At 42.4% G+C, this 22,769-nt stretch carries 16 protein-coding genes and 2 pseudogenes; 8 read left to right on the top strand and 10 right to left on the bottom strand.

Annotated elements, in window-relative coordinates; genetic code table 11:
* Positions 1 to 2 precede the first annotated feature (2 nt).
* Both H6G32_RS01105 and H6G32_RS01100 read left to right on the top strand, forming a co-directional pair.
* Positions 3 to 1,316, top strand: a pseudogene (locus tag H6G32_RS01105) (TldD/PmbA family protein).
* 134 nt (positions 1,317 to 1,450) lie between these two features.
* Positions 1,451 to 4,096 carry a chloride channel protein gene (locus H6G32_RS01100; protein WP_190453557.1) on the top strand — a complete coding sequence of 882 codons (2,646 nt, stop codon included), beginning with the start codon at positions 1,451 to 1,453 and terminating at the stop codon, positions 4,094 to 4,096.
* A gap of 151 nt (positions 4,097 to 4,247) precedes the next feature.
* Here the strand turns inward: H6G32_RS01100 and H6G32_RS01095 are convergent, their stop codons facing one another.
* From H6G32_RS01095 to H6G32_RS01080, 4 genes are all read right to left on the bottom strand, one after another.
* Positions 4,248 to 5,015, bottom strand: coding sequence for a ChaB family protein (locus H6G32_RS01095; protein ID WP_190453553.1), 768 nt, complete (start codon positions 5,013 to 5,015; stop codon positions 4,248 to 4,250).
* Between the two features lie 104 nt (positions 5,016 to 5,119).
* Positions 5,120 to 5,659, bottom strand: coding sequence for a Dps family protein (locus H6G32_RS01090; protein ID WP_190453551.1), 540 nt, complete (start codon positions 5,657 to 5,659; stop codon positions 5,120 to 5,122).
* A gap of 384 nt (positions 5,660 to 6,043) precedes the next feature.
* Complete coding sequence (locus tag H6G32_RS01085) at positions 6,044 to 6,403, bottom strand: hypothetical protein (RefSeq protein WP_190453548.1); 360 nt, start codon at positions 6,401 to 6,403, stop codon at positions 6,044 to 6,046.
* A gap of 591 nt (positions 6,404 to 6,994) precedes the next feature.
* A complete protein-coding gene (locus tag H6G32_RS01080; RefSeq protein WP_190453545.1) occupies positions 6,995 to 8,197 on the bottom strand; it encodes an AAA family ATPase in 1,203 nt (400 codons plus the stop codon).
* Positions 8,198 to 8,402: 205 nt separating this feature from the next.
* On the opposite strand from H6G32_RS01080, the gene H6G32_RS01075 reads away from it, so the two are divergent.
* From H6G32_RS01075 to H6G32_RS01065, 3 genes are all read left to right on the top strand, one after another.
* Entirely contained in the window at positions 8,403 to 8,549 is a 147-nt protein-coding gene (locus tag H6G32_RS01075; protein ID WP_190453542.1) for a hypothetical protein, read from the top strand.
* Positions 8,550 to 9,122: 573 nt separating this feature from the next.
* A complete protein-coding gene (locus H6G32_RS01070) occupies positions 9,123 to 9,572 on the top strand; it encodes an Hsp20/alpha crystallin family protein (protein ID WP_190453535.1) in 450 nt (149 codons plus the stop codon).
* Positions 9,573 to 10,739: 1,167 nt separating this feature from the next.
* Positions 10,740 to 11,195 (top strand): response regulator, encoded by a 456-nt coding sequence (locus tag H6G32_RS01065; RefSeq protein ID WP_190453533.1) that lies wholly within the window; start codon positions 10,740 to 10,742, stop codon positions 11,193 to 11,195.
* 18 nt (positions 11,196 to 11,213) lie between these two features.
* Here H6G32_RS01065 and H6G32_RS01060 read toward each other — a convergent pair whose 3' ends face one another.
* The 3 genes from H6G32_RS01060 to H6G32_RS01050 all read right to left on the bottom strand — a co-directional run bounded on the left by H6G32_RS01060 (position 11,214) and on the right by H6G32_RS01050 (position 14,471).
* Positions 11,214 to 12,338, bottom strand: coding sequence for a hybrid sensor histidine kinase/response regulator (locus tag H6G32_RS01060; RefSeq protein WP_190453530.1), 1,125 nt, complete (start codon positions 12,336 to 12,338; stop codon positions 11,214 to 11,216).
* Between the two features lie 34 nt (positions 12,339 to 12,372).
* On the bottom strand, positions 12,373 to 13,704 hold the full coding sequence (locus tag H6G32_RS01055) for an ATP-binding response regulator (protein ID WP_190453527.1): 1,332 nt from the start codon (positions 13,702 to 13,704) through the stop codon (positions 12,373 to 12,375).
* Positions 13,705 to 14,294: 590 nt separating this feature from the next.
* A complete protein-coding gene (locus H6G32_RS01050; RefSeq protein ID WP_190453525.1) occupies positions 14,295 to 14,471 on the bottom strand; it encodes a hypothetical protein in 177 nt (58 codons plus the stop codon).
* 604 nt (positions 14,472 to 15,075) lie between these two features.
* Here H6G32_RS01050 and H6G32_RS01045 point away from each other — a divergent pair.
* A complete protein-coding gene (locus H6G32_RS01045; protein WP_190453522.1) occupies positions 15,076 to 15,798 on the top strand; it encodes a response regulator transcription factor in 723 nt (240 codons plus the stop codon).
* An 86-nt stretch (positions 15,799 to 15,884) separates the two neighbouring features.
* On the opposite strand, the gene H6G32_RS01040 is transcribed toward H6G32_RS01045, so the two are convergent.
* Positions 15,885 to 17,249: a lipid-A-disaccharide synthase-related protein gene (locus tag H6G32_RS01040; RefSeq protein ID WP_190453519.1), complete on the bottom strand. Its 1,365-nt coding sequence runs from the start codon at positions 17,247 to 17,249 to the stop codon at positions 15,885 to 15,887.
* Between the two features lie 275 nt (positions 17,250 to 17,524).
* On the opposite strand from H6G32_RS01040, the gene H6G32_RS01035 reads away from it, so the two are divergent.
* A complete protein-coding gene (locus H6G32_RS01035; protein ID WP_190453516.1) occupies positions 17,525 to 19,735 on the top strand; it encodes a BamA/TamA family outer membrane protein in 2,211 nt (736 codons plus the stop codon).
* A 329-nt stretch (positions 19,736 to 20,064) separates the two neighbouring features.
* Positions 20,065 to 21,702, top strand: a complete 1,638-nt coding sequence (locus tag H6G32_RS01030; RefSeq protein ID WP_190453513.1) for a serine/threonine protein kinase — start codon at positions 20,065 to 20,067, stop codon at positions 21,700 to 21,702.
* Between the two features lie 6 nt (positions 21,703 to 21,708).
* On the opposite strand, the pseudogene H6G32_RS01025 reads toward H6G32_RS01030, so the two are convergent.
* Both H6G32_RS01025 and H6G32_RS01020 read right to left on the bottom strand, forming a co-directional pair.
* Positions 21,709 to 22,257: pseudogene (locus H6G32_RS01025) on the bottom strand (CapA family protein); the annotation flags it as partial.
* Between the two features lie 37 nt (positions 22,258 to 22,294).
* Positions 22,295 to 22,769: zinc ribbon domain-containing protein (locus H6G32_RS01020; protein ID WP_190453510.1), on the bottom strand; the 475-nt coding region annotated here is incomplete at its 5' end.

Genomic DNA, 22,769 nt, shown 5'->3' with positions numbered 1-22,769 from the left:
TCATGGGTTCTGAAAATTTGTCACAAGATACGCTAGCAGAACAGCTGCTGGAACTAGCTTTGAAATCTGGAGCAGAAGCCGCTGAGGTGTATCAGTCGCGATCGCTTTCTCGACCAGTTTTTTTTGAGGCCAACCGACTCAAACAGCTAGAAACAAGCCAATCTGAAGGCACAGCGCTGCGGCTATGGTGCAACGGTCGTCCTGGACTCATGGTGGCTTATGGTTCTGTGGAACCACAAGCAATGGTGGAGCGATCGCTGGCTTTGAGTCAACTAAATCAACCAGAACCAGTGGAATTAGGCAGCAATTTTCAGCCATCTTACCCAGATTTGGGGGAGGCTGTACCTATAGAGGTGCTGGTGGACTGGGGCAAACAAGCGATCGCCTTAATCCGCGATGCATAGCCTGATGTTCTCTGTCATAGTGACTGGGAATGTGATACAGAAAACACCAGACTAGTTAATAGCAAAGGTTTAGATTGCTACTACACCGACACTACCCTCAGCTGCTATATGTCAGCAGAATGGGTACGAGGTGAGGATATTTTGAATGTTGCTGATGGACAAACTCAACGGGGTGAACTCAACCCAGATAGATTAGCTCACCAAATTTTACAGCGGTTACTTTGGGCTAAAGAAAACGTTTCTAGCCCCAGCGGTCGTTTGCCGGTTTTGTTCACTTCTAAAGCCGCTGATATGCTTTGGGGTACTGTGCAAGCGGCTTTGAATGGCAAACATATCTTAGAAAAAGCTTCACCTTGGGGAGAAAGGCTAGGTAAACCAGTTATGTCACCCAACCTCACCCTCTACCAAGATCCAGAAGCCGGGCCTTACAGTTGCCCTTTTGATGATGAAGGTCAACCGACCCAGCCTTTAATTTTTATCCAAAATGGGGTTCTACAAAATTTTTATTGCGATCGCACCACCGGGCGTCAACTTGGTATAACTACCACTGGTAATGGTTTTCGTCCTGGTTTAGGCAGCTATCCCACCCCTGGTTTATTTAATTTCCTCATCCAACCTGGTTCTGCATCTTTACAAGACTTGATTTGCCAGATGGATAATGGCTTGATTGTTGATCAAATGTTGGGCGGCGCTAGTGGCATTTCTGGCGATTTTTCCATCAATGTTGATTTGGGTTATCTTGTGGAAAATGGCCATGTCATTGGACGTGTTAAAGATACTATGGTTGCTGGTAATGTCTATACAGCCCTCAAACAATTAGTTAAAGTGGGTAGTGATGGTGATTGGAATGGGCCTTGTTATACTCCCTCTCTAATAGTAGAAGGACTATCAACCACCGGGAGGCATAATTAAAAATTCGTCATTCATGGCAGATGATGAACGATATATCGGACATTTAATCTGACTGAGGTACACAAAGGCGGGCTTTCCTGCCCACCCCACAAGATTTATAAGTTAAATTTTGAATTTTAAATTTTAAATTTAGTATGTCGCTTCCTATTCTGACTCAGTTCGTTCGCAACTTGTGGCAGCCTAGAAGAGGTTTAGCGATATCTTCGATGGGTTTCGCCAACGCAGAAGCTTCTGTTATCGGTCTAGTAGCCGCTCTAGGAGCGGTATTTCTGAAAGTGGGATCGGGATGGTTGGGAACCTGGCGAGTTCATACTACTCAACTGTTACCACCATGGCTAGTCCTACCGGTAATTGGTTTAAGCTTTGGGTTTCTGGCTGGCTGGTTAGTGCAGAGATTTGCCCCAGAGGCGGCGGGTAGCGGTATCCCCCAAGTCAAAGCAAGTCTTGCCAATGTGCCAGTTAAACTATCCTGGCGCGTAGCGATTGTCAAGTTACTCAGTGCGATCATTGCTTTAGGTTCGGGAATGACCTTGGGGCGACAAGGCCCCACAGTCCAAGTAGGGGCAGGTTTGGCAGCGGGAATGAGTCGCTGGGTACCCACTTCCCCAGATCATCGGCGGCAAATGATTGCTGCGGGTGCAGGTGCGGGTTTGGCAGCTGCTTTCAATGCCCCGATTGCCGGGGTGTTGTTTATCGTAGAGGAATTACTCCAGGATTTATCAGGACTGACTTTAGGAACTGCCATTATCGCCTCCTTTATTGGTGGGGTAGTCTCCCGGTTGTTGGGTGGCGGCAGTTTGGAACTAAACCTGGAATTGACACAGTCTTCTAGCCAGTTCTCCCTCCCAGAAATTCCGGCTTTCCTGCTACTGGGCATTTTGGCAGGTTTGCTGGGTGCATTATTTAATCGAGGCTTAATTTTTAGTATTAAATTATATCGACGGTTGCACGTCAGCTTACCCCTACGGGTAGCCTTAGCTGGATGTATATCAGGCATTGTTGTGGCAATGCTACCTGAACACTTCCGGGATAATACGGGGTTAAGAGAGTATGTAATTACTGGTGAGCCTCATGCTTCTTTAGCTGCGATCGCCTTTATAGCTCAGTTCATTCTCACCTTAGTAGCATTTGGTTCTGGCGCACCAGGAGGGATATTTGCCCCTAGTCTAATCTTGGGTTCTTGTCTAGGACACCTAGTTGGTGTGTCTGAGTTCTACCTTTTGGGAGTGGGTTCCCCGGCTACCTTCGCTTTAGCGGGGATGGGGGGATTTTTTAGCGCTGTTTCCAAAGTTCCAATTACAGCAATTGTGATTGTCTTTGAGATGACTACAGATTTCAATTTGGTATTACCTTTAATGATTGTGTCTGTAACTGCTTACTTGGTTGCAGAGAAGGTAGTACCTGGATCACTGTATAACAAGCTTTTGGAGTTAAATGGCATCATCATCAAAAAAGAGGCTGCCATCGAGGGGATATCGACAAAGTTAACAGCCAGAGATGTGATGCAACAACGGGTGGAAACTCTAGATACAGAGATGAATTTAGATGAAGTCATCCAGGCATTTGCCCGTTCTCACCATCGCGGTTTCCCGGTAGTTGAGAACTGCAAGCTAGTGGGGATTGTGACGCAATCAGATTTGCAGAAAATCCGCGATGGCCAGCTAGCAAATGATAGTCACTTAAAGGAAATCATGACACCGCAGCCGATAACGGTAACACCCCAACATAACTTGAGTCATGTCCTGTACTTACTTGATCGTTATCAAATTAGCCGTTTACCAGTGGTGGAAGGAAAGAAACTGATTGGGATTATTACTCGTGCCGATATCATCCGGGCGGAAGCTGATCATCTCAATTGTGAAAATGGTGTTCCTGGCCCGCGACCAGAACCTTCTTATGTAGTTTACCAAACGCGATCGCCTAACATCGGCAGGGGTAGATTATTAGTAACGGTGGCAAATCCAGAGACAGCTGGGACATTATTAGAAATGGCAGCAGCTATTGCCCGCGATCGCCACTATGAAATAGAGTGCATCCAAGTAATGCTGGTATCGCGTCACATTTCCCCTGCCGAAACACAGGTAAAAACTACAAAAAGTCGCCGTTTGCTACGACAGGCGGAAGTTTTAGCCAAAAAGTGGGCAATTCCCCTGCATACCCAAATCCGAGTCGCCCATGATGTGGCCCAGGCAATTTTAGAGACAATCAACGAACGCAATATTGACCTAATTTTAATGGGGTGGAAAGGTAATACTTCCACCCCAGGACGTATTTTTGGCAATGTTGTAGATACCATAATTCGCCAAGCCACCTGCGATGTCGTCTTAGTTAAATTAAGCAATATTCCAGAGTCAACAGTTACTCCATCTCCCCACTCCTTTAATCATTGGTTAGTGCCAATGGCTGGTGGCCCTAATGCGCGGGTGGCGATTAAATTGTTACCTGCTTTGATAACTTTGGGGAATCAGCCCCAAATTCGCCTGACACAGGTGTTTAAGCCATCGGAATTAAAGCCAGATATGACAGTGTTAGAACAAGCAATCCGCCAGCTAATGCGTCGCCGTAAATTGTCTAGTACTGTCATTGCTACCCCAGTTCAAGCCGATTCAGTTTCTGAAGGTGTAATTAAGTTGGTGAAAACTGAAGGTTTTGATGTTGTGGTTTTGGGGGCTTCTCGTGAGGGATTGTTACAGCAGGCGATTCAAGGTAATATTCCCGAAGCGATCGCCTCTGGCGTCAAGAGTACTGTTATTTTGGTTAGAGGCGCAATTAATAATTAAAGCTTAGGATTAAATATTCCGAAATCGAGGAAGGCATTTTCTTGATTGTGCCATCGTATTTATGGGTTGGGTAATGAGTTTGATCCCATTACCCATGACTATTAACTAACAACCCTAGAAATAGCTACCTCCGTCTATAGGTTGGGGTAGTTCACACGCTCACCTTAGCTTTTGACCAAACGCCGTTCTCGTCTTCATCAAATTGCTGACGAACTCCATCCCAGGCCGATTGTTCAGCCGTGAACGCGTCACTGGTTTCGTTGAGTATAGCGTTATAACGCTCAATGAATGTGCGTTGAGCTTCTTCAGACAAATGAGCGCGAACCTCAGGAGATAAATCCGCTGAACTGTTGCATGGGCCAAGACAAGGACGAGCTAGTGTTTTCTCTACAATGTGAATTTCTTCAGCACCAGCACTTTCGAGTAGCAATTCAAACTCGCCAGTGCGATCGCTTGGAACTTCTGCCAACAATAAAAACTCACCAGCTTGCAAGCGAGTTTGGTAGATAGTAGCTTGATCTTCTGGCATCCCCAAAGTAGTCAGAACTGATACTAAACCAGCACCTGCACTACCTGCGATCGCACCACTAGCCGCCCCAAGCAGCACAGCACCAATAGGGCCAGCTGCCACAATCGGACCGACAAAGGGAATAAATAACACCCCTACACCCGATAACAAACTCAGGAAAGAACCAAACAAGGAACCAAAAATCGCCCCTGTTGTCAAACCTCCCAGAATTACATCCCTCTTAGTAATGAACCCTGCAATTCGAGTTTCTGACTGGAAATTTCTGCCCATAACCGAGATATTATCCCTAGGCACACCCCTGTCTAGTAAACGCCGAATGACATCATCAATTTGCTGCTGTTCTTTAAATATTGCTGAAATAGTACGTTCAGCTTGATAGGCTTCTGGCACTTGTATACTCCTTGTATCTCGTCTTTGCAATGGACAGATAAAAGCAGCGAATGCAGTGAGATTCAAACCTTCTGCATACTGCCTTCCTCAACTTAGGCGCTGGACTACACACCTACTGGAGTTTTAGCCGCTTCTGTCGGCTCTTTATGATCTGGTTCCAGTGCCTGCCCTTCAATAAATGAGCGCAGCATCCAAGCTATTTCTTCATGTTCTTCCATTAGTCCAGTCAAAAAGTCAGCAGTTCCCTGATCATGGAACACTTCACTACACTGATTCACATGCTCCCTTAAATTGCGAACAACTTGCTCGTGATCTTCCACCAGTTGAGCCACCATCCCTGTAGCTGTGGGAATATTACCAGCATGTTCCTTGAGGGTAGCAATATTTAGAAATCCCTCCATGGTGCCAACTGGATAACCGCCCAAAGCACGAGTCCGCTCTGCCAATGCATCAATATTTTCAGTCAGCTTTTCGTAGTGTTCTTCCCAAAGCTCATGCAGAGTGCGGAACTGTGGCCCGACAACATCCCAATGATACTTTTTGGTCTTTACTAACAGTACATAAGCATCAGCTAAATCTCCATTCAACAGATTAATCACACCTTCACGCTGTTCTTCTGTCAAACCAATGTTGATTGTAGGCATTATTTTATATCCCTAAAAGCACTTATTTATAAGTTCACAGATTCTCGGTATGATCAACATCAACCCAAAGAAAGAGAATATAAATGATATTTATCAATACGATGATACTCATCCTTGCATTTTAATAAGTACTCAATTAAACTGAAAAATATCTCTTGATTCTCTTGATTGTCATCCCTAGACTTCTGGCGCAATACGAAATTGTTATACTAGATTTTCTCAAAATGACTTTTCGTCGAAGTCTACTCCTTAAGATATATATGTACCAAAAATTAAACTATGTAAATCACAGTTCATAAAACTACTCACAATTCCATCAAAACAATTAATCATGGGTAATTGCTTGTCCATAATTACCCATGATGATCAAAGTATTAATACTGCTTACTTGTCACCAGTAACTTTTTCTAGAAAATTTTCTACTTCCTCTTTGACTGAAGTTGCATTTTGTGAATTTTCAGGACGTTTCATTTTGTTAATATCAGCATCTCCCTGAACTTCATTCAGCCCCTTATTAGATTTCTCTTGCACCTCTTTCAGTGTTGGGGGTGCCGATTTAGCTACTTCATCAGTTCTGCGTTGAGTTTCCAGTAATTGGGTAGTCCCTTCAGTCGGGTCACTTTGATAGCTGCTAATTGCAAAAGCGGGAAAAGCCGTAGATAAAAAGATAAAAGTACAGGTAACAGCCACAATTACAAAACGTACTGGATGCAAGATAGATAAAGCAAAATTAATCAACTTCATGTGAAATCCTCGATAACAACGTTGTTAACTATGTAGAACTTCTAATAATAGAAGCATATTTATATTTTTAGATAGTCAAATTGACTAGCTAAATCAGCTTCTATTTTAAAGTTCTTAAATGCTGAACTTGCTGAAGAAGAAAATATCTTTGTCTTTCTTCTACATATCTAATCAGGAACAGTTAATGAGCGAAATCCCATTAATTATTCAATTCCATTAAAATATGGGGATTGACATTGTTCTTCTCCATTTTAAAATTCGCGCATTTTTTCTATTTGGATTTTACTTGGAAGAAGAGAATAATTGAATCAACCTGTAGACTGAAGCTGCTGAAATCTGAATTAATCAGAAAATCACCCTAAAGGTAGAGCAATTGAATAAAGCTTTAAAGGTTTAATTGTTCTATTACTTCTATTACTTCCAAAACACCACAGATGCGAGTAGCGGTTTTCTCAACTGTGGGGGCATAACGTTTCTAGCGGCTTTGTAGGGTGCGTCAGACTCGATAATTCGGTAACAATCAACAGATTTTCGACATCTGACGCACCCTACAATCTACAATAGGTTTCCCATTTTTTCGGATTTTATGGTTCAGACATAGCGTTGCGTAAACTCATACATTAAATCCACTCTACCCTTGCGTAACATCGCTGGATCTAATCTTTCAGTAGTATTACAAGTCATTAATATCACCAACCGCTGCTTCATCTGAATGCCAGATTCATCAATTACACTCTGGTACAAAGTACCATCAAGCAAAGCCAAAATATGTTCTGTTTTGTTATTGTATTGTGCTACTTCCGAAGCGCGATTTTGAGCTAAATTATCAGCTTCATTAATGACAATACAAATCCGCTCTAAATAAGTCGGTGGGACAAAATTTTCAATCGCATCATGATCGAGAATAAAAATTACATACCCTAAAGCTACAAGAATTTCTTTCGCGACTGCCTGTGTCCATGCCGTTTTACCTGTACCCGGTTCTCCATGTACCACAACCGCTAATTGATTTTGGTTGAGAATTGCCTGCTGTACCGAGTCAGTAAAATTTTGAATATCTGCCGGAAATGTGCGAATAGGAAACTGACTGTGAACCTTGCCTACACGACTTTGATATCCACTCAGCATCACTGCTAAGTCATAAGTCGCTTTGTTAATTAATGGCGCAAGATTTTGCGACAGTAAAGTATATTGCCGTCGTCCACGATCATAAGGGTCAATTTGTAGCCAAAGGTCGTATTTTATCCAGTAAGCATAAACAGTATTAACAACTTCTAGGCGTTCCCAGTTAACAAATTTCTCTACAGGAAAATAAAAATCTCTTTCTAAGTAATACTGGGTAATAATATCAGGACTTCCCAACAAATTTAAAACTCGCAAGACAGTAATTTCTTGCAGTCTATTTAGAACATAATCAATAGGAATGCTGCTGCGGCTGACAAATTGCAAGATAGGCGTTTCTGTACTCAAAACGTCTTTGTAGCGTTGATCTGGCATCAAAGGTTCTGGTGTAATGTAATTCCAAAACTTTTGAAACTCGCCACGGGTATAATCTGAAGCTACATTTAATATATTTGCAAACCAAGAATAATCTTTTCTTCCTAAAGCATCAGCATAATAACTTGCTAGGTTAATACTTTTTTGGCCTAATTCTTGGGTATCATGAGATAGAATTTGCCAGAAAAAGCCCCAATCAAAATCGCGCTGAAACGGACGCCAACCGCTAGCCAGCAAGCTTTGACGGTTATTATTTGCGGGATTGCCTTCATTATTTCTAAAATAATCAAATTCCATATTTTCGGTTGTGCAGCAATAGTTGATTTATTCTGTTCTAACGCAGGAGCTTGTGAAAAAGTTTGATCGTAACTATAAACTACTTGCGTGCAAGTTGCCAGGGTAAAGCGTTCATTATTTGGCAGGGATTCCGCTGGTGAGTTATTACACAGTCCTTGCTGTGTATGTAGGCTAGTCTCGATCTCTGAACTCTGAGGACACACAAGTGGCTAAATTTGAAGAAGACAGCCAGTCAGAATCTTCTGACTCAGCTTTAGCTGTATTACATAAATTTACATATTATCTCGCTGCTGGGTTGAAAATTTTGAAGACTAAAGCAGGACAGGCAGTAAATAATCAGCAAAGCGTCTGATTTCACTCTAGCTCCTGTAGTACAGGATAATACACAAGAACAGCTGCGTCAAGGGTAAACAACAAAGCAGATACCAGCTAAGTAAGTAGGCGAAAAGAAATAAAACTATGTTAATTAAGGTGAAAAATATTGAAATTATTTCGTAGTAAGGGGTTCAGCCCTACGTTGTAAAGAGAAAGCGGGCATAGCTGCGCTTACCGCGTAGCGTTGACCACAAGAGATAGAGAGGGCTTTAGCCCTCACTACCAACCTTGAATTATTTACACCAACCTACTTAACCCTTTCACAAGCTGAGTGATGCAAAATTTGACTTCCTTCAAATTAAGAACAGTCAGTATTTAGGCAAGATTCCTTTTCTAGTGCCCACAGTCAAGTCAGCATTTATCGGGTTTACCGAACCACTAATATTGCAGCTTTCCACACCTATTATTAGGGTTCGGGAATCATCATTAGCCTGGTGATAAAAACCGAATTTACAGCATTTTAATTTCTCAATAATATGAGAACAAATCAAGGATTTGATTCCGGCGATTGGTTCACCAAACATATTACTCACAGAAGGAATAAACCAATATGTTAGTTCGTTACAACCCTTGGCAAGAATTTAGCACTCTCCAACGTCAAATCGACCGCTTGTTTGAAGATACTAGAGTTCCATCTGGATTGATTGAAAAAGGTTTAGTCAAGGTTCCTGCGGCTGAGTTGCAAGAAACTGAAGAGGCGATTCATCTGAAGTTAGAGCTACCAGGAATTGAGTCTAAAGACCTGGATATACAAGTTACAGAAAAAGCCGTTTATGTCAGCGGTGAGCGTAAGCAAGAAAGCAAAACTGAGGAAAAAGGTATTACAAAGACCGAATTTCATTATGGTAAGTTCCAGCGGTTGATTCCTTTGCCATCTCAAATCCAAAACACTAAAGTTACGGCAGAATATAAAGATGGCATCCTAAATTTAATACTGCCGAAACTTGAGGAAGAAAAACTCAAGGTTGTTAAGGTTAATTTAGAAAAAACTACTGCTTAATTGGTTGTGTAGAGCTAATTATTAGCTCTGATTAAAGCAGCAATTGTGTGGTAGTTTAAGCTAAATATTAGCCTAGTTGCTGTTATAGCAACTAGGTTTTTTATGTTTTTGGAAATCAGGGATAAATAGGAATCATATCTGTGTGGTGAAGATAATTTTTTTTGACGTACTGCAAAGGAGGCAAAGAGCGCAGAGCGAAAAAATAATTTATTATACACTTTGTTGCAAGTACCTCTCACTATATCAAATTGTTGATAAGTTAAAGATGTCTCTTGGCTAAAATCAGGGATTTATTAGTCATGATGGTAATAGTTTGGTTTTCGATTTTAGTTTTTATGTGGCTGATTGGTTTATCGCTTGTGGCAGAACTTTGGCTTTACGAAGAAGAGCAGGAGTTGTGACGTAGATGCAGAGCGCCGTACGGTAGGCTACGGCAAAGGTTGCTCCCGTTCTCAAGGAAGAAAAACAAAGATCGGTTTGCTAATGTCACCATTCGTTTCTTTCAGCGCTTGTTTATAATTGATCATCCCAGCGCCTGTTTTGTTACGCAGTTGTTTAACTACTTGTTTGTGCCGATATTGCTACTATTTTGCCTCGAATGTGCAAGTTTTGAGTTGAGAGTGAAAAATCCTCAGAGTAATCTTGTTGTGGCAAATTTTGATCACCTTAATTATGGATTAGTCTATGTGTGGATAAGTAATCTGATTGAGCAATGTAATATTTTGTTTAGTGATGCTGGCATACTACATTGCTGTCGATCATCTAGGCAAATTTTTTACTCTATTGTGAATAAGTACCACAAGTCATAAAATTATTTACTAGGTATTTTTAAGTATTAGTTAAGTACTTAAATAAAATGTGGCTACAAGGAAACTAATGTTGTAATTTATGTAAATTAGTATTTATATTTTCTATATAAAGTTATAGTAAAGTTATGGAGAAAACTTTCTTTAATTTTGCGTATAATCAAGATGTGTCTGCTTACCCCATTAAGATTGAGGTTTTCTTGCCTTTTTTTAAGTAGCTAAGGATTGAAGAAAGATTATTAACCCGGTGAAAGCGAAACACGAGTCAACCCTGAATGAGCGCTATCAAATCGCTTGCGGGATGTCTCGTCTGTTCTCATAAGAAAGACGATGAATCCCAATTGAATCTTCTGGAGAAGAGATGTATCTGACACATTCATTCATGAGTGATGAAAAGAAGCACAACTCTCAGTGGCCTTTGGTTTTGGCAGTAGAAGATCATGATGATAGTCTACTGCTGATTAGTTATACCCTTGAGTCACTTGGTTGTAGATTCATTTGTCAAACTGATAGTTCTATGACTATACCAGTGGCGAAAGAGTATCAGCCAGACCTGATCTTGTTGGATATTTTGTTGCCAGGTCTCAGTGGTCTGGAAATTGTGCGTTATTTGAAGCGAGAACCTCTAACTAGGGACATTCCAGTGGTAGCAGTTACGGCTTTAGCTGGTAGAGAACATCAGGAACGTATCCTCAGAGCGGGTTTTAATGACTACATTAGCAAACCCTACATGATTGAGGATTTAGAGGCGATTATTTGCCGTTTGCTTGACGGGAAATTCCATCCACACTTGGCTTTTGAGGTGTGTAAGGAATAACCCCCTCAGGAGCAAAATTCAAGTGTGCTTTGGTAGTTTCACTGTGAATACGCTGCCTTTGCCTAATTCAGAGGTAACTTCAATTGTGCCACCGTGTGCTTCTACAATGCGGCGCGATAGATGTAGTCCCAAGCCACTACCTGAGCGTTTATTTCTACCTTGACGAAAGCGCTCAAAAATTGTTGCTTGGTCTTCGGCAGCTATCCCATAACCTGTATCTGCAACTTCAATTGTGACTCCATCTTTATTGGTAGCAGTGGCTGAGGTTGCAAAAATGCGGACTTCTATGCCGCCTGTGTCTGTAAACTTGATGGCATTACCGATTAAGTTGTTCAAGACTCGTCGCAGTTCTAGGTGATCACCCAAGACGACACCAGCATTATCCCCCAGTTTGTCTAACTCATGGGTATCTATTTTCAAAGTCAAGCTTTTCTCATTTGCCAGAGGAGTTAGTTCACTAATTACCTCTTGAGCTATCTGGGGTAAATTACAGTCTTCACAACTTAAGGTTTTTTTCCCTGCCTCAAAGCGATAGACTTCTAGTAGGGTATTGACCATTTGCATCAAATTTTGGTTACTGCGAATCATGACAGCGATCGCTTGTTTCATTTCCGGCGAAATCTTGCAGAAGGTTTCCTGCTCAAATAAAGCAAGCATGCGATCGGCAGCTACTAAGGGTGTTCGCAAATCATGAGTCAGACGGGATACAAAGTCTTCCCGTTGGCGTGTCATCTTTTGTTGTTCGTCAATACTGTGCTTTAGGCGCAGCAGCGATCGCACTCTTGCCAACAATTCATCTGTATCAAATGGTTTACGAATAAAATCGTCGGCGCCACCATCCAAGCCTTCAACAACGCTGGATTCATGAAAAGCAGTGATCAACAAAATTGGAATATAGCTGAGATCGGGATTATTGCGAATTCGGCGTGTCACTTCATAACCATCCATCCCTGGCATCATCACATCAAGCAAAATCAAATCCGGTGGAGATTGTTGTACCTGTTGTAAAGCTGCTGCACCGTCTGTTACTAACTCAATTTCATAGCCTTCACTTTCTAAAATTGTTTGTACTAAAATTAGATTATCTCTAGTATCATCAACGGCGAGGATACGGTCGATTTTAGAATTTTTCACAACAGACATGATTTATCAACTTTTTGAAGTAATTTAAAGTAATCTATAGTTTGATATGGGGATACCCTATTGGGGCTTTGCTAGATTGGGATGGAGACTGATGAGAATTTTGCGCGGAATAAAAAATCTCGTCACCATCCAAGTTTAAAGCCGGAGTACTGACCGCTATAGTCGGTGATGTGATTTGACGTGGCAACTCAATCTTAAACATTGAACCTACCCCCAATTGACTTTCAAGTAATATCTTGCCCCCCATCATTCGTACAAGCGAATTAATAATTGCTAAACCCAAGCCTGTGCCGGGATACTTACGCGTGGTACTCTGATCAACTTGCCGAAAAGCTTCAAAAATATGTTTGAAATCTCTCGGAGATATACCAATTCCTGTATCCCGAACGATAATTATTACTTGATTTGGAATTTCTTTAACCTCAACCCAAATACCCCCAGACTCTGTAAACTTAACTGCGTTGGAGAGTAGGTTAAGTAAAATCTGGCGGACACGCACTGGGTCATTAAACACTAAAGTGTTTTGCAAATTTGTTTGAACTAGTAAAGATAATTTTTTGGCTTCAGCTAGGGAACGTATTTCGCCTACCGTAGTATTTATCACCTTCGGCAGGTCAAAAATTTCCGGCTTTAACTCTAATTGTTCTGCCTCCAATTTAGAAAAATCTAGAACTTCATTGAGCAATATCAGCAAATGCTTACTATTGTTTAAAATCCGCTCTACCATATCTGCTTGCTGATGCGTCAGTTGACCAAACTTGGGACGCAATAAAATCTGCGAAAAACCAATAATAGCATTCATTGGAGTCCGCAACTCGTGAGATATGGTTGCTAAGAACTGTGACTTTAGCCGGGATGCCTCCAATAATTTCAAGTTTTGTAACTGAATCTGTTGCCGTTGCTTTTCCAATTCTTGGTTTTTCTGGAGCAACTCCTCATGACTTTCTCTGAGTTGCTGATTTGCCAAAGCTGCTTTCATTTCTGCCCTATGTAACCGAATGGCATTTCGCAAAATTTGTGCCAAAGTTTCTGATGTTACCCTAGATTTAGAGAGATAGTCTGTAGCACCTGCTTTCATCAATTCAACAGCAATTTGTTCATCTCCTTGATTTGTCAAGATGACTACAGGAACTTTGATTTCTGAAGAGCGCAGCTTGTGGATTATGTTTAAACCATCTTGGTCTAGTAGGCAATCATCAAGTAAAACGCAGTCATAGCTATGATTTTCTAGGGCAGAGATTGCATCATTGCCATCACCTACCTCAGTCAATTCCATGCGAACACATGCTTTAGTCAGGGCACGACGCACTGCCATGCGGTCTACTTCGTCATCGTCTACAACCAAAATTTTCAGCGTCTCTTCCATCGGTTTTTATTTTCGCTGCCAAACATAGGTTGATGTATAGCATTTCTATTTTCAAACTATCCAACTGAACAAGAAAGTATTTTTTAGGTCTTGATTAACTCAGAAATTTTGTACATTCGGCGTTGCTATCGTCTCCACAAAGCTAGCTAAGATTACAGGTTTTAGAATATATTCAGCAACATTTAAGTTGTTGATTTCTCCGCTCATGGCTAATAGCTCTAAAATAATTAGCAATTTGAACATAATTGTCTGCCATGACAAACTCAGCCAATCTAGAGTAAAATAAAATACTTTATCTAGCTCAAGACAATTGTAAATGAGTAGGCGATTACCCGTCCTCAGCCATTAGTGAGAGTTGCATACAAACATTGGTACCAGAAGCTTGAGCAGTTTGATTCATCCAGGTAAAGTAAAATGCGCTGACTACGCCTACTGGTGAATTTAAAGTAATCAGACCTCCTTGTGTTTCAACGATTTTTTACCGAACCCCAGACCAATGCCAGTATTTTCTGTGTGATTACTGTCTTCTAAAGTTTATAAAATTACAATAACCTGCTTGTACTCCTCGGCTATTATCTGCGGTGGGAAATCTAGTTCTTAATTCCATTCCCCATTAAGTTGGTAAATACCTGTAGATTAGCCATGCCAGAAGCTAGAGCTAGGGTGAAAATTACCAATGCTTTCGAGTTGCGGCACCAGAAGTAAAGCTTTTGGCGTAATCCACTTACTGTCAGGTATCTGAAAACGGGTAATCCCTTAGGCTTCATGGAAGATTGCCCCTTGACCGAAGGAGGCAGGAGAGCGAGGAGCAGGAAGCCAGAGGGAATTACCTGTACATAAGATTTCAGAGCAACTCAATTTATTTATGGAAAAGGGCAAAAGATTTCTTTTGAGATGCGTTCATCCTTGGCGTTGCCGTATGCTAGCACAAGAAATAAGTATCCTTGCTTCAAGGCTCTAATCTTATTGGTTCTCTCCCGTCTTTTCTGACTAGTTTACCAAAAGGGGCAACTAAGACCTGCGCTTAAGGCAGCTTCGGACTATTTTAATTATTTCATTTGTGTTACCTTTTTCAAAGGTTTGTATAAGATAATTTTAAAGGTAAATCTTGACGAATGAAGGCTGAGTCATTACAAAGGAGTATTAGGTTTCGTGTTCGTATCAATATTTCATAGTTGTTGAGAAAATAGCCATATACCTCCAGCTAGATTTTTAGCTCTAGACTAAATAGAAAAAAATAAGATTATTATTTCTATCGGTGGATGCAGGTTGGGTTAAATATCATCTATCTTTGGTTTGGGAAAATAATAAAAAAGCACTTATAAAGGTCATAATTTGCAGAGATGCGATCAGCTAAGAATGGGTGTAGCAATGAGTGAAATTAGCATTCTTTTAATTGAAGATCATGATTTGACCAGAATGGGACTAAGAGCTGCATTACAGTCTCACAGCGGATTGAGAGTTATTGGTGAAGCTGCAAATGCCACTCAAGGACTCAAACTTTTGGAGACTACTAAGCCAGATGTGGCAGTCGTAGATATTGGCTTGCCGGACATGGATGGCATTGAACTCACCCGCAAATTTAGACGCTACCAAGCTGAAACTGGGCAGTCGGCAACAAAGATTCTCATCCTGACAATGGATCACACAGAGGATGCCGTCCTGGCTGCTTTTGCGGCGGGGGCAGATTCTTATTACATGAAAGAGACAAGCATCAATAAATTAACTGAGGCAATACAAGCAACTTACAATGGTAACTCTTGGATTGATCCGGCAATCGCCAATGTGGTTTTGCGGAAGATGCGGCAAGGTATACCAGGAGATAACCAACCATCTGATAAGTCTAAGACTGTGAAAATTGAGGCGCTGGCCACTGAATACGAGAAAGTTTTAGAAACTTACCCCCTGACTCAAAGAGAACTAGAAATTTTAGAGTTGATTGTCTCAGGATGTAGCAATGGGCAGATTGCTGAGAAACTTTATATTACTGTTGGGACGGTCAAAACCCATGTTCGCAACATCTTGAATAAACTCTGTGCGGATGATCGTACTCAAGCAGCTGTTCGCGCTTTGCGTTCTGGTTTAGTGGCATAGCTGAGACAAATTTAGATAGAAGAACCAGAAAAGAAATTTTTGCAGTTGTTAATCACAATCCCACTGCTTAAAGCAGTGGGAGAATCTTAACCCAGTCGTTCCCGCAAACGGTCAGCAATACGTCTGGCTGCCCCTGGAGTTCCCATTCGCTGGACACCATTTTCGGCTATGAGCTGCAAGCTGTCGGGATATTTCAGCAAGGATTGGACTACTTGTGCCACTTTTACTGGTTGGTCTATTAAAATCAGAGATGCTCCTAAAAGACGACTTTGGGCTTCGGCGAAGGCAGGGTTATATTGGGGGCCATTGCCGGGAATGGCGATCGCTGGTTTGCCTAAACCAACAAATTGTTCTGTGGCTGTTCCTGCCATAGCGATCGCTAAATCTCCTAAATGCAAGCAGTCATTATATGCATATTGTGACAACATGAGATAGGCATTTTTATTTTTAAATATTAAGGCATTGGGATCAGCAAGTTGGATCGGAGACGATTCATGCAGTCGCCAGCCTTGGACTTTCAATGTTTGGGACAAAATGTCGCAGTCCAAACCAGGTGCGATCGCTCCTAAAAAAACCACTGTACCATTCGAGGGAAAAACAGAATCTCGTTCCCGAAAACCTGCCATCAGTGCAGATACAGCAATCATGATCATTTCCCAATTGCTATATGCTTCTGGTGGACGAGAACCAGGCAAAAGCGTCACAATTAAAGGGCGAATTATTTCTTGTTGCTGGGCATCAGCACTATAAAATTGTGGGCGGGAAAAACTGGGTTCCAAACCATCCATCATCGGATTTCCCAAATCAAAAGCAGGAATCGGCCACTTCTTTAAAATTTGTGTTGTCAATGAATCTCTAGGGAACACCGCCCGACAAGGTTGACGACTCATTAACCATCTCTCCCAAGGATGATAAATCGAACCAGAAAAGTTTTCCCAATTGGCAGATTTTGATTTTCGTGGTAACAGCCCGACTTCATCCCGCACATAATATTCCGATTTCGCCGTGCCCACAAAGGCATAGTTAGCACCGCTGAAAGTTGCAAATAATAACGGTACAATATCCCCTACAGCTAAGATAGCTTTCTTGTTACCTAATTTTTTTTGAGAACTAACCCAGCGGCGCACAGCTTGAATTTGGTTCCAGGTAAGTGACAATAAACCGCCGCGCACATCTCGCACCAATTGCCGTCCATCCATATAAATAAAGCCCCCAGAAGGCATAGTGCGGACTGAACCGATCAGCGGTAGATCCAACTGTTGGTAAGCGCGTCCTTCACCCACCAGAGGTAAAGCAAATATATCTGGTGGGTTTGATTGTTGCTGGAGTTCTTGCAAAATGCGAACTGCAATCATATCCTCCCCATGACCATTACTTAAAACTAGTAACTGCAAACGAGACGTTGCGCCTTGGGCGTGAGAAGATGAAGATAACTGGGATAAATCACTCATAAAACCTCACGTTGAGAATTTTCAGTATCAAAAAGTCTTTTCTCTGATAAAAATAGGAATTAACCAGTAGTCAAATTTTTCTTTGTTTGGTGAGGCAAAAGTTTCCAACTGACAGCCAGAAGTTGCCGACAGGAAACAAAAAATCACAATCAACTGTCTGTTTGTCCAAAGGGTATAAATGGGGGTATAAATCGGCAAAGCAGCTGGAAGTTAGTATTATCCCCATTGCCTGACCTCGCTACAACTAACTCCCAGTTAATTAGGTTAAATATATTATGCGAGTTTCTTCTGCGGCAATTTTTACTTTAGCTACTTTGGCTGCTAGTAATGTCACTCAGCAAGCTAAGGCTGCACCTGCTAAAGCTGCCACTCAGGCGGAAAAAGCCCCAGATGTGGTGGTGTCAGTCATTGAAGATACACCTGCACGGGTGGAGGCGACCATCGCTTCCCCAGAAACCGTAGTTACTCAGCAATTTTCTCAAAATCCTGTAGTTGTGCCAACAGGTGTGAATAACAATTCCCCAGTAGTTTTAAAATCGGTAGTTAAACAAAACTCTCCAGTTAGAATCATCGTCCCACCTCCCCAAGGGCTAGATTTTCCCACTCCTGAATTTTCTAATTCCTCAACTCCCCAAAGGCTAGATTTTCCCACTCCTGAATTTTCTAATTCCTCAACTCCCCAAAGGCTAGATTTTCCCACTCCTCAAATCCCCAACTCCCCAAATCCCCCAACTCCTCCTACCATAGTCAATGATTTAGTCGTCACAGCTACAGATGTGCAGATAGTGGGGGTTGGTCAAGAATTGCAGCAGATAATTCGCCAAGTGATTAAAACCCAAAAGGGGGGAGAAACTAGTCAAAGCCAGTTGCAAAAGGATGTAGCAGCAATTTTAGATACAGGTTTATTTGCGATCGCCAGTGTGAACAGCCGCATTACCCCTGCTGGGTTAAATGTAGTGTATCAGGTGCAACCAGTTGTGGTGCGATCGCTGCAACTATCAGGTGCGCGTATCCTCACTTACAAAGTAGCCCTAGAAAGCTTACAGCCTCAGATTGGCAAAGTCATCAGTCCCGCTGGACTTAAGCTTGCAGTACAAAAAATTAACAAGTGGTATGCCGACAATGGTTATAGCCTAGCTAGGGTACTCTCCATCAAACCCAGCCGAGAAGGCATCCTCACCTTAAATCTTGCTGAAGGATTAGTAGGTGATATCAAGTTTCGCTTTGTCAACGACAAGGGAGAAACCATTGATAGCAAAGGTGAACCAGTAAAGGGACGTACTAAACCAGATTTTTTGCGACAGCAACTCAAGTTACAACCAGGTCAAGTTTTCCAAGAAAATCTAGCCAGACAAGACGCGCAGCAACTATCTCGTACTGGCTTATTTGAAACCGTGAATCTTGCCTTTGAAGGGGATGCCACAAAAGTTGATTTGATCTATGAACTCAAAGAACTTGGGGCACGTTCGGTCAACTTAGGCGGTAACTATAACGCCGATCAGGGGCTAGTAGGCACCTTAAACTATAAAGACCAGAATGTCGGCGGCATTAACGATACCGTGGTTGTGAATGTTGGTGTTAGTAGCCAAGACGTGCAATTTGATACGAAATTTACCAGTCCCTATCGGGAAACTAACCCTAATCGCTTAGGCTACAGCATCAATGCCTTCCGTCAGCGTGAACTTTCCGATACTTTTGATGACAAAATTAAACTGGCTAACGGTGATAAAGTGCGGGAAGCTAGATTGGGCGGTGGTTTTAGTTTCCAGCAACCGATTGACGACTGGAATACATCCTTAGGGGTTAACTATACTCGCACCAGTATTCGCGATCGCGACGGCAATATCACTCCCACCGATGCCAAAGGTAATCCCCTATCTTTTAGTGGAACTGGGGTGGACGACCTTACCACCGTATCTTTCAGCGCCATCCAAGACCACCGGAATAACCCCACTAAACCAACTCAAGGTTCCATCATCAGTTTGAGTACTGAACAATCTATTCCTCTCCTCGGTCAAGGTAATATTTCCATGAATCGTCTACGGGCGAATTACAGCCAGTACGTGCCACTCAAGCTATTTAACAGCAAACAGCCACAAGTCTTTGCTCTGAATCTGCAAGCCGGTACAGTGATTGGTGACTTACCACCTTATGAAACCTTTAACTTGGGTGGTTCCAATTCAGTGCGCGGTTACAACTCTGGAGAAGTAGGCAGTGGTCGCAGTTATGTGTTAGCTTCCGCCGAATACCGCTTCCCGATCATCCCAATTTTAGGAGGTGTGCTGTTTGCCGACTATGCCTCAGACTTAGGTTCTGGTGATACCGTCTTGGGAGACCCAGCAGGGGCAAGGGGTAAACCAGGTTATGGTTTTGGTTATGGGGCTGGGTTGCGCGTTGACTCACCTTTGGGCTTAATTCGCGCTGACTACGGCATTAATGACCAAGGTGAAGGTCAAGTGCATATAGGCATAGGTCAGCGCTTTTAGCCGCAATAACGCATTCAGGGTATTAGTGAAAGTATGAGCTTCATCAGCTAGAGTGAAAAGACAAAACTAGGGCAATCGTGAGGAGGTTTTTCCCTTGAAGGCGATCTAAAAACTAAATCATCCCGTAGGATAGGCAAGCAGGACTAGCCATTAACTGACGAAATTTTTGCTCGATAAAATATGGGAAAACTTTTTTTGGCAATCTCTTAACACTCAGGACTACTTACTAGATAGCTAATTATCCAAGTATTTCGTCTAAATCTACATAAATTGTTAGATGATTGACCCTTGACTGTTACAGGCTGATTCTTTTTTAGACTAAATTCCCTATGTTAGCAGGCACAATTTTACAGAGTGGAAAATATACCCTAATCGAGGAAATAGGGCGCGGCGGCTTTGGTGTGACATTCAAAGCTATGCATCACTATTTAAATCAAGAGGTAGTGATGAAAACCATTAATGAACCACTGCGACAACATCCTGATTTTTCCAAGTTCGAGGGACAATTCCAAGATGAAGCCAGAAGATTAGCTACTTGTGTCCATCCAAATATAGTCCGGGTCAGTGACTTTTTTGTTGAGGCTGGACTGCCTTACATGGTGATGGAATACATTCCTGGTGAAACTTTAGGAGAGGCATTTGTCTTACCAGGGATACCTTTGTCCGAAGCAACAGCAATTCATTACATCCGGCAAATTGGCGCGGCATTGCAGGTAGTACACCAGAATAGTCTGCTACACCGAGATATTAAACCGGATAATATCATTCTCCGCCAAGGAACTCAGGAAGTAGTGCTGATTGATTTTGGTATTGCTAGGGAATTTAATAGCGGTGTGCAGCAGACTCACACGGGGATAGTTTCTGAGGGTTATTCCCCAATTGAGCAGTATATGACCCAAGCACCGCGCACACCAGCAACAGACATTTATGGTTTGGCAGCAACCTTGTATGCACTGCTAACGGCACAAGTTCCTATTCCGTCACTGCTACGCGATCGCGAAAAGATGCCCTCCCCCCGCGAACTACAACCCCATCTGAGTGCTGCTGTTAATCAGGCTGTAATGCGTGGTATGGCAGTGGAATCTCGTTTTCGACCGGCGACAGTCGCAGAGTGGCTGCAACTTTTACCTAGAAATGGGCTGGATTTGACGCCTCAATCCGTACCCACTCACACAGTACCCACCATCAGTTTATCTGTACCGCAGCAGCCAGAAAAGTTGCTAAAGAAAACAACCCAGAGTCCCAATCAAGTACCATCGACGAAGGGGAAAGTTATATCACCGACTCAGAAATTGCTCACATCTAAGGTATTTGTGAGCCTAGGTGTGGCACTTATTGCCGCCACAGCAAGTTTTAGCATCACAAGGATGTTACCCAAATCTCAGCCGCAGCCAGTAGCCAAACCACTTTTTGAACAGCCTACTCAAAAACCTTCTCAGGTAATACCTTCTATTAATAGTGCCTCGTCACCCCTGGGTAAACAGACGGAAACCTCCTCGCCAACTGAATCTGTACCACTGTCTTCTACTTCTAGGCGTAGCAAGCGTAATCGTCGTGTTTCCCCAGAAGAAACTCCCAGTAACAGTAACATTTCAACAGAGCGATCGCCTCGAAACAACTCTGAGGCATCCTCACCGCGCGACACAGAGCAACCCTCAGTTACTCCTACTGTTGCCCCTTCACCGTCGGTAGTGGAGAAGCTGCGGGTGATTCGAGAGACTCGTAATTCTTCCCCTGAAACACCCCCAGAAAATAACACGCCCCCTGCTAGTCAGAATTCCAGCCCACCTCAACCCGTCAAACCGGAAAATTCTGTAGTTATACCAGCAGCCCCACCACCGACACAATCCCAGCGCTCAGATCCTGGGGCTGTGGTAGTCCCAACACAGGAAACAAAACAAAATTCACCTGTTGAAACTCAATCCCAAAAAGATGAAAAGCCAGCAGAAAAGCTGGAAGGCAATTAGTTAAGCTTATTTGCTATTGAACACTATAACTTCTCCTTGTTGATTAAACTCCACAGGATCATTAGGGAAATCGGATTTATTCAAATATCGCAGGAGTCCTACAGTCCGAAAATGTTGATCGATTTGCGGAATACCTTGGCGATTTAGATGAACTGGGATAATTTTACTTGATACTAAATCTCCCTCTGAGTTGAGCTTGACTTCTAAAATCATCGAGTAACCAGTTTGGGCATTTGTGGCTAAAGTCCGGTATCCCAAAAAGTTGCCTAAAGAATAAGCAATCATCTTTCCTTTATACATTTCTATCGCTCTCGGAACGTGGGGCCCATGTCCCAGCACTAAATCCGCTCCTGTATCTATCATTGTCCGGGCAAACTTCAGCGCATTACCCCGATTTTCTCCATAAAAAAACTCTGTTTGATTTTTAATATGCAGCGAGCCTGTTCCCTCTGCTCCCACTTGCATCGACACGATCACAATTTTGGCGTTATTTTTGGCTTCTTCTACCAGCGCTTTGGCTGCTTCTAAATCGTTGACAGAATTATATAAGTCATAGGTGTTGACCTCTCCCCGGTCTAAAGACACGGGGATTCTAAACTGATACTACGTGGTAGGCTGAAGCCGTACCACTTCGCTTTTTAGTTTTGGTTTCCCAGATACGAAATCTGGTAGCAAGGGTCAAAACTTGCCTACAGACCTTGACTAGGACGAGTCCTAATTGTGTCTCTACCTTGCGAAGTATATTCGCTGCACCATTTAAATCAGCGTTAATAAATAGTCCTTTTCCTGTGCGGAACATACCGCGTTTTACTCGTTTTCCACTTGGTTTCCACCCTTCAGGTTTTGCGCCGAAAGTAGGTAGAAAATCACCATCTAAAAAACTAGTTTTACTGGTATAGGATTCTTCAGTTTCTACAAATTTGATGCCGTGGTACTCGCATAACTGTTTAACTCGTTTTTTGAGTTTGGCGGTTGGTATCTGCACAAATGATTGCGTTGTTCTACCTAACTGCGCTTCTTGTCTTTGTCCCTGATTCCACCCAAATACCACTACACCAATTTGATGT

This window comes from Cylindrospermum sp. FACHB-282 (assembly GCF_014697195.1).
GTDB lineage: Bacteria > Cyanobacteriota > Cyanobacteriia > Cyanobacteriales > Nostocaceae > Cylindrospermum.
Note: the sequence above shows the minus strand (reverse complement) of the source record. Positions and strands in the feature narration are given on the sequence as shown.

Coding starts and splice junctions, on each gene's coding strand:
- H6G32_RS01100 (WP_190453557.1), top strand. CDS start 1,451: ATGTCGCTTCCTATTCTGACTCAGTTCGTTCGCAACTTGTGGCAGCCT.
- H6G32_RS01090 (WP_190453551.1), bottom strand. CDS start 5,659: ATGCCTACAATCAACATTGGTTTGACAGAAGAACAGCGTGAAGGTGTG.
- H6G32_RS01085 (WP_190453548.1), bottom strand. CDS start 6,403: ATGAAGTTGATTAATTTTGCTTTATCTATCTTGCATCCAGTACGTTTT.
- H6G32_RS01080 (WP_190453545.1), bottom strand. CDS start 8,197: ATGGAATTTGATTATTTTAGAAATAATGAAGGCAATCCCGCAAATAAT.
- H6G32_RS01070 (WP_190453535.1), top strand. CDS start 9,123: ATGTTAGTTCGTTACAACCCTTGGCAAGAATTTAGCACTCTCCAACGT.
- H6G32_RS01065 (WP_190453533.1), top strand. CDS start 10,740: ATGTATCTGACACATTCATTCATGAGTGATGAAAAGAAGCACAACTCT.
- H6G32_RS01060 (WP_190453530.1), bottom strand. CDS start 12,338: ATGTCTGTTGTGAAAAATTCTAAAATCGACCGTATCCTCGCCGTTGAT.
- H6G32_RS01055 (WP_190453527.1), bottom strand. CDS start 13,704: ATGGAAGAGACGCTGAAAATTTTGGTTGTAGACGATGACGAAGTAGAC.
- H6G32_RS01050 (WP_190453525.1), bottom strand. CDS start 14,471: ATGAAGCCTAAGGGATTACCCGTTTTCAGATACCTGACAGTAAGTGGA.
- H6G32_RS01045 (WP_190453522.1), top strand. CDS start 15,076: ATGAGTGAAATTAGCATTCTTTTAATTGAAGATCATGATTTGACCAGA.
- H6G32_RS01040 (WP_190453519.1), bottom strand. CDS start 17,249: ATGAGTGATTTATCCCAGTTATCTTCATCTTCTCACGCCCAAGGCGCA.
- H6G32_RS01035 (WP_190453516.1), top strand. CDS start 17,525: ATGCGAGTTTCTTCTGCGGCAATTTTTACTTTAGCTACTTTGGCTGCT.
- H6G32_RS01030 (WP_190453513.1), top strand. CDS start 20,065: ATGTTAGCAGGCACAATTTTACAGAGTGGAAAATATACCCTAATCGAG.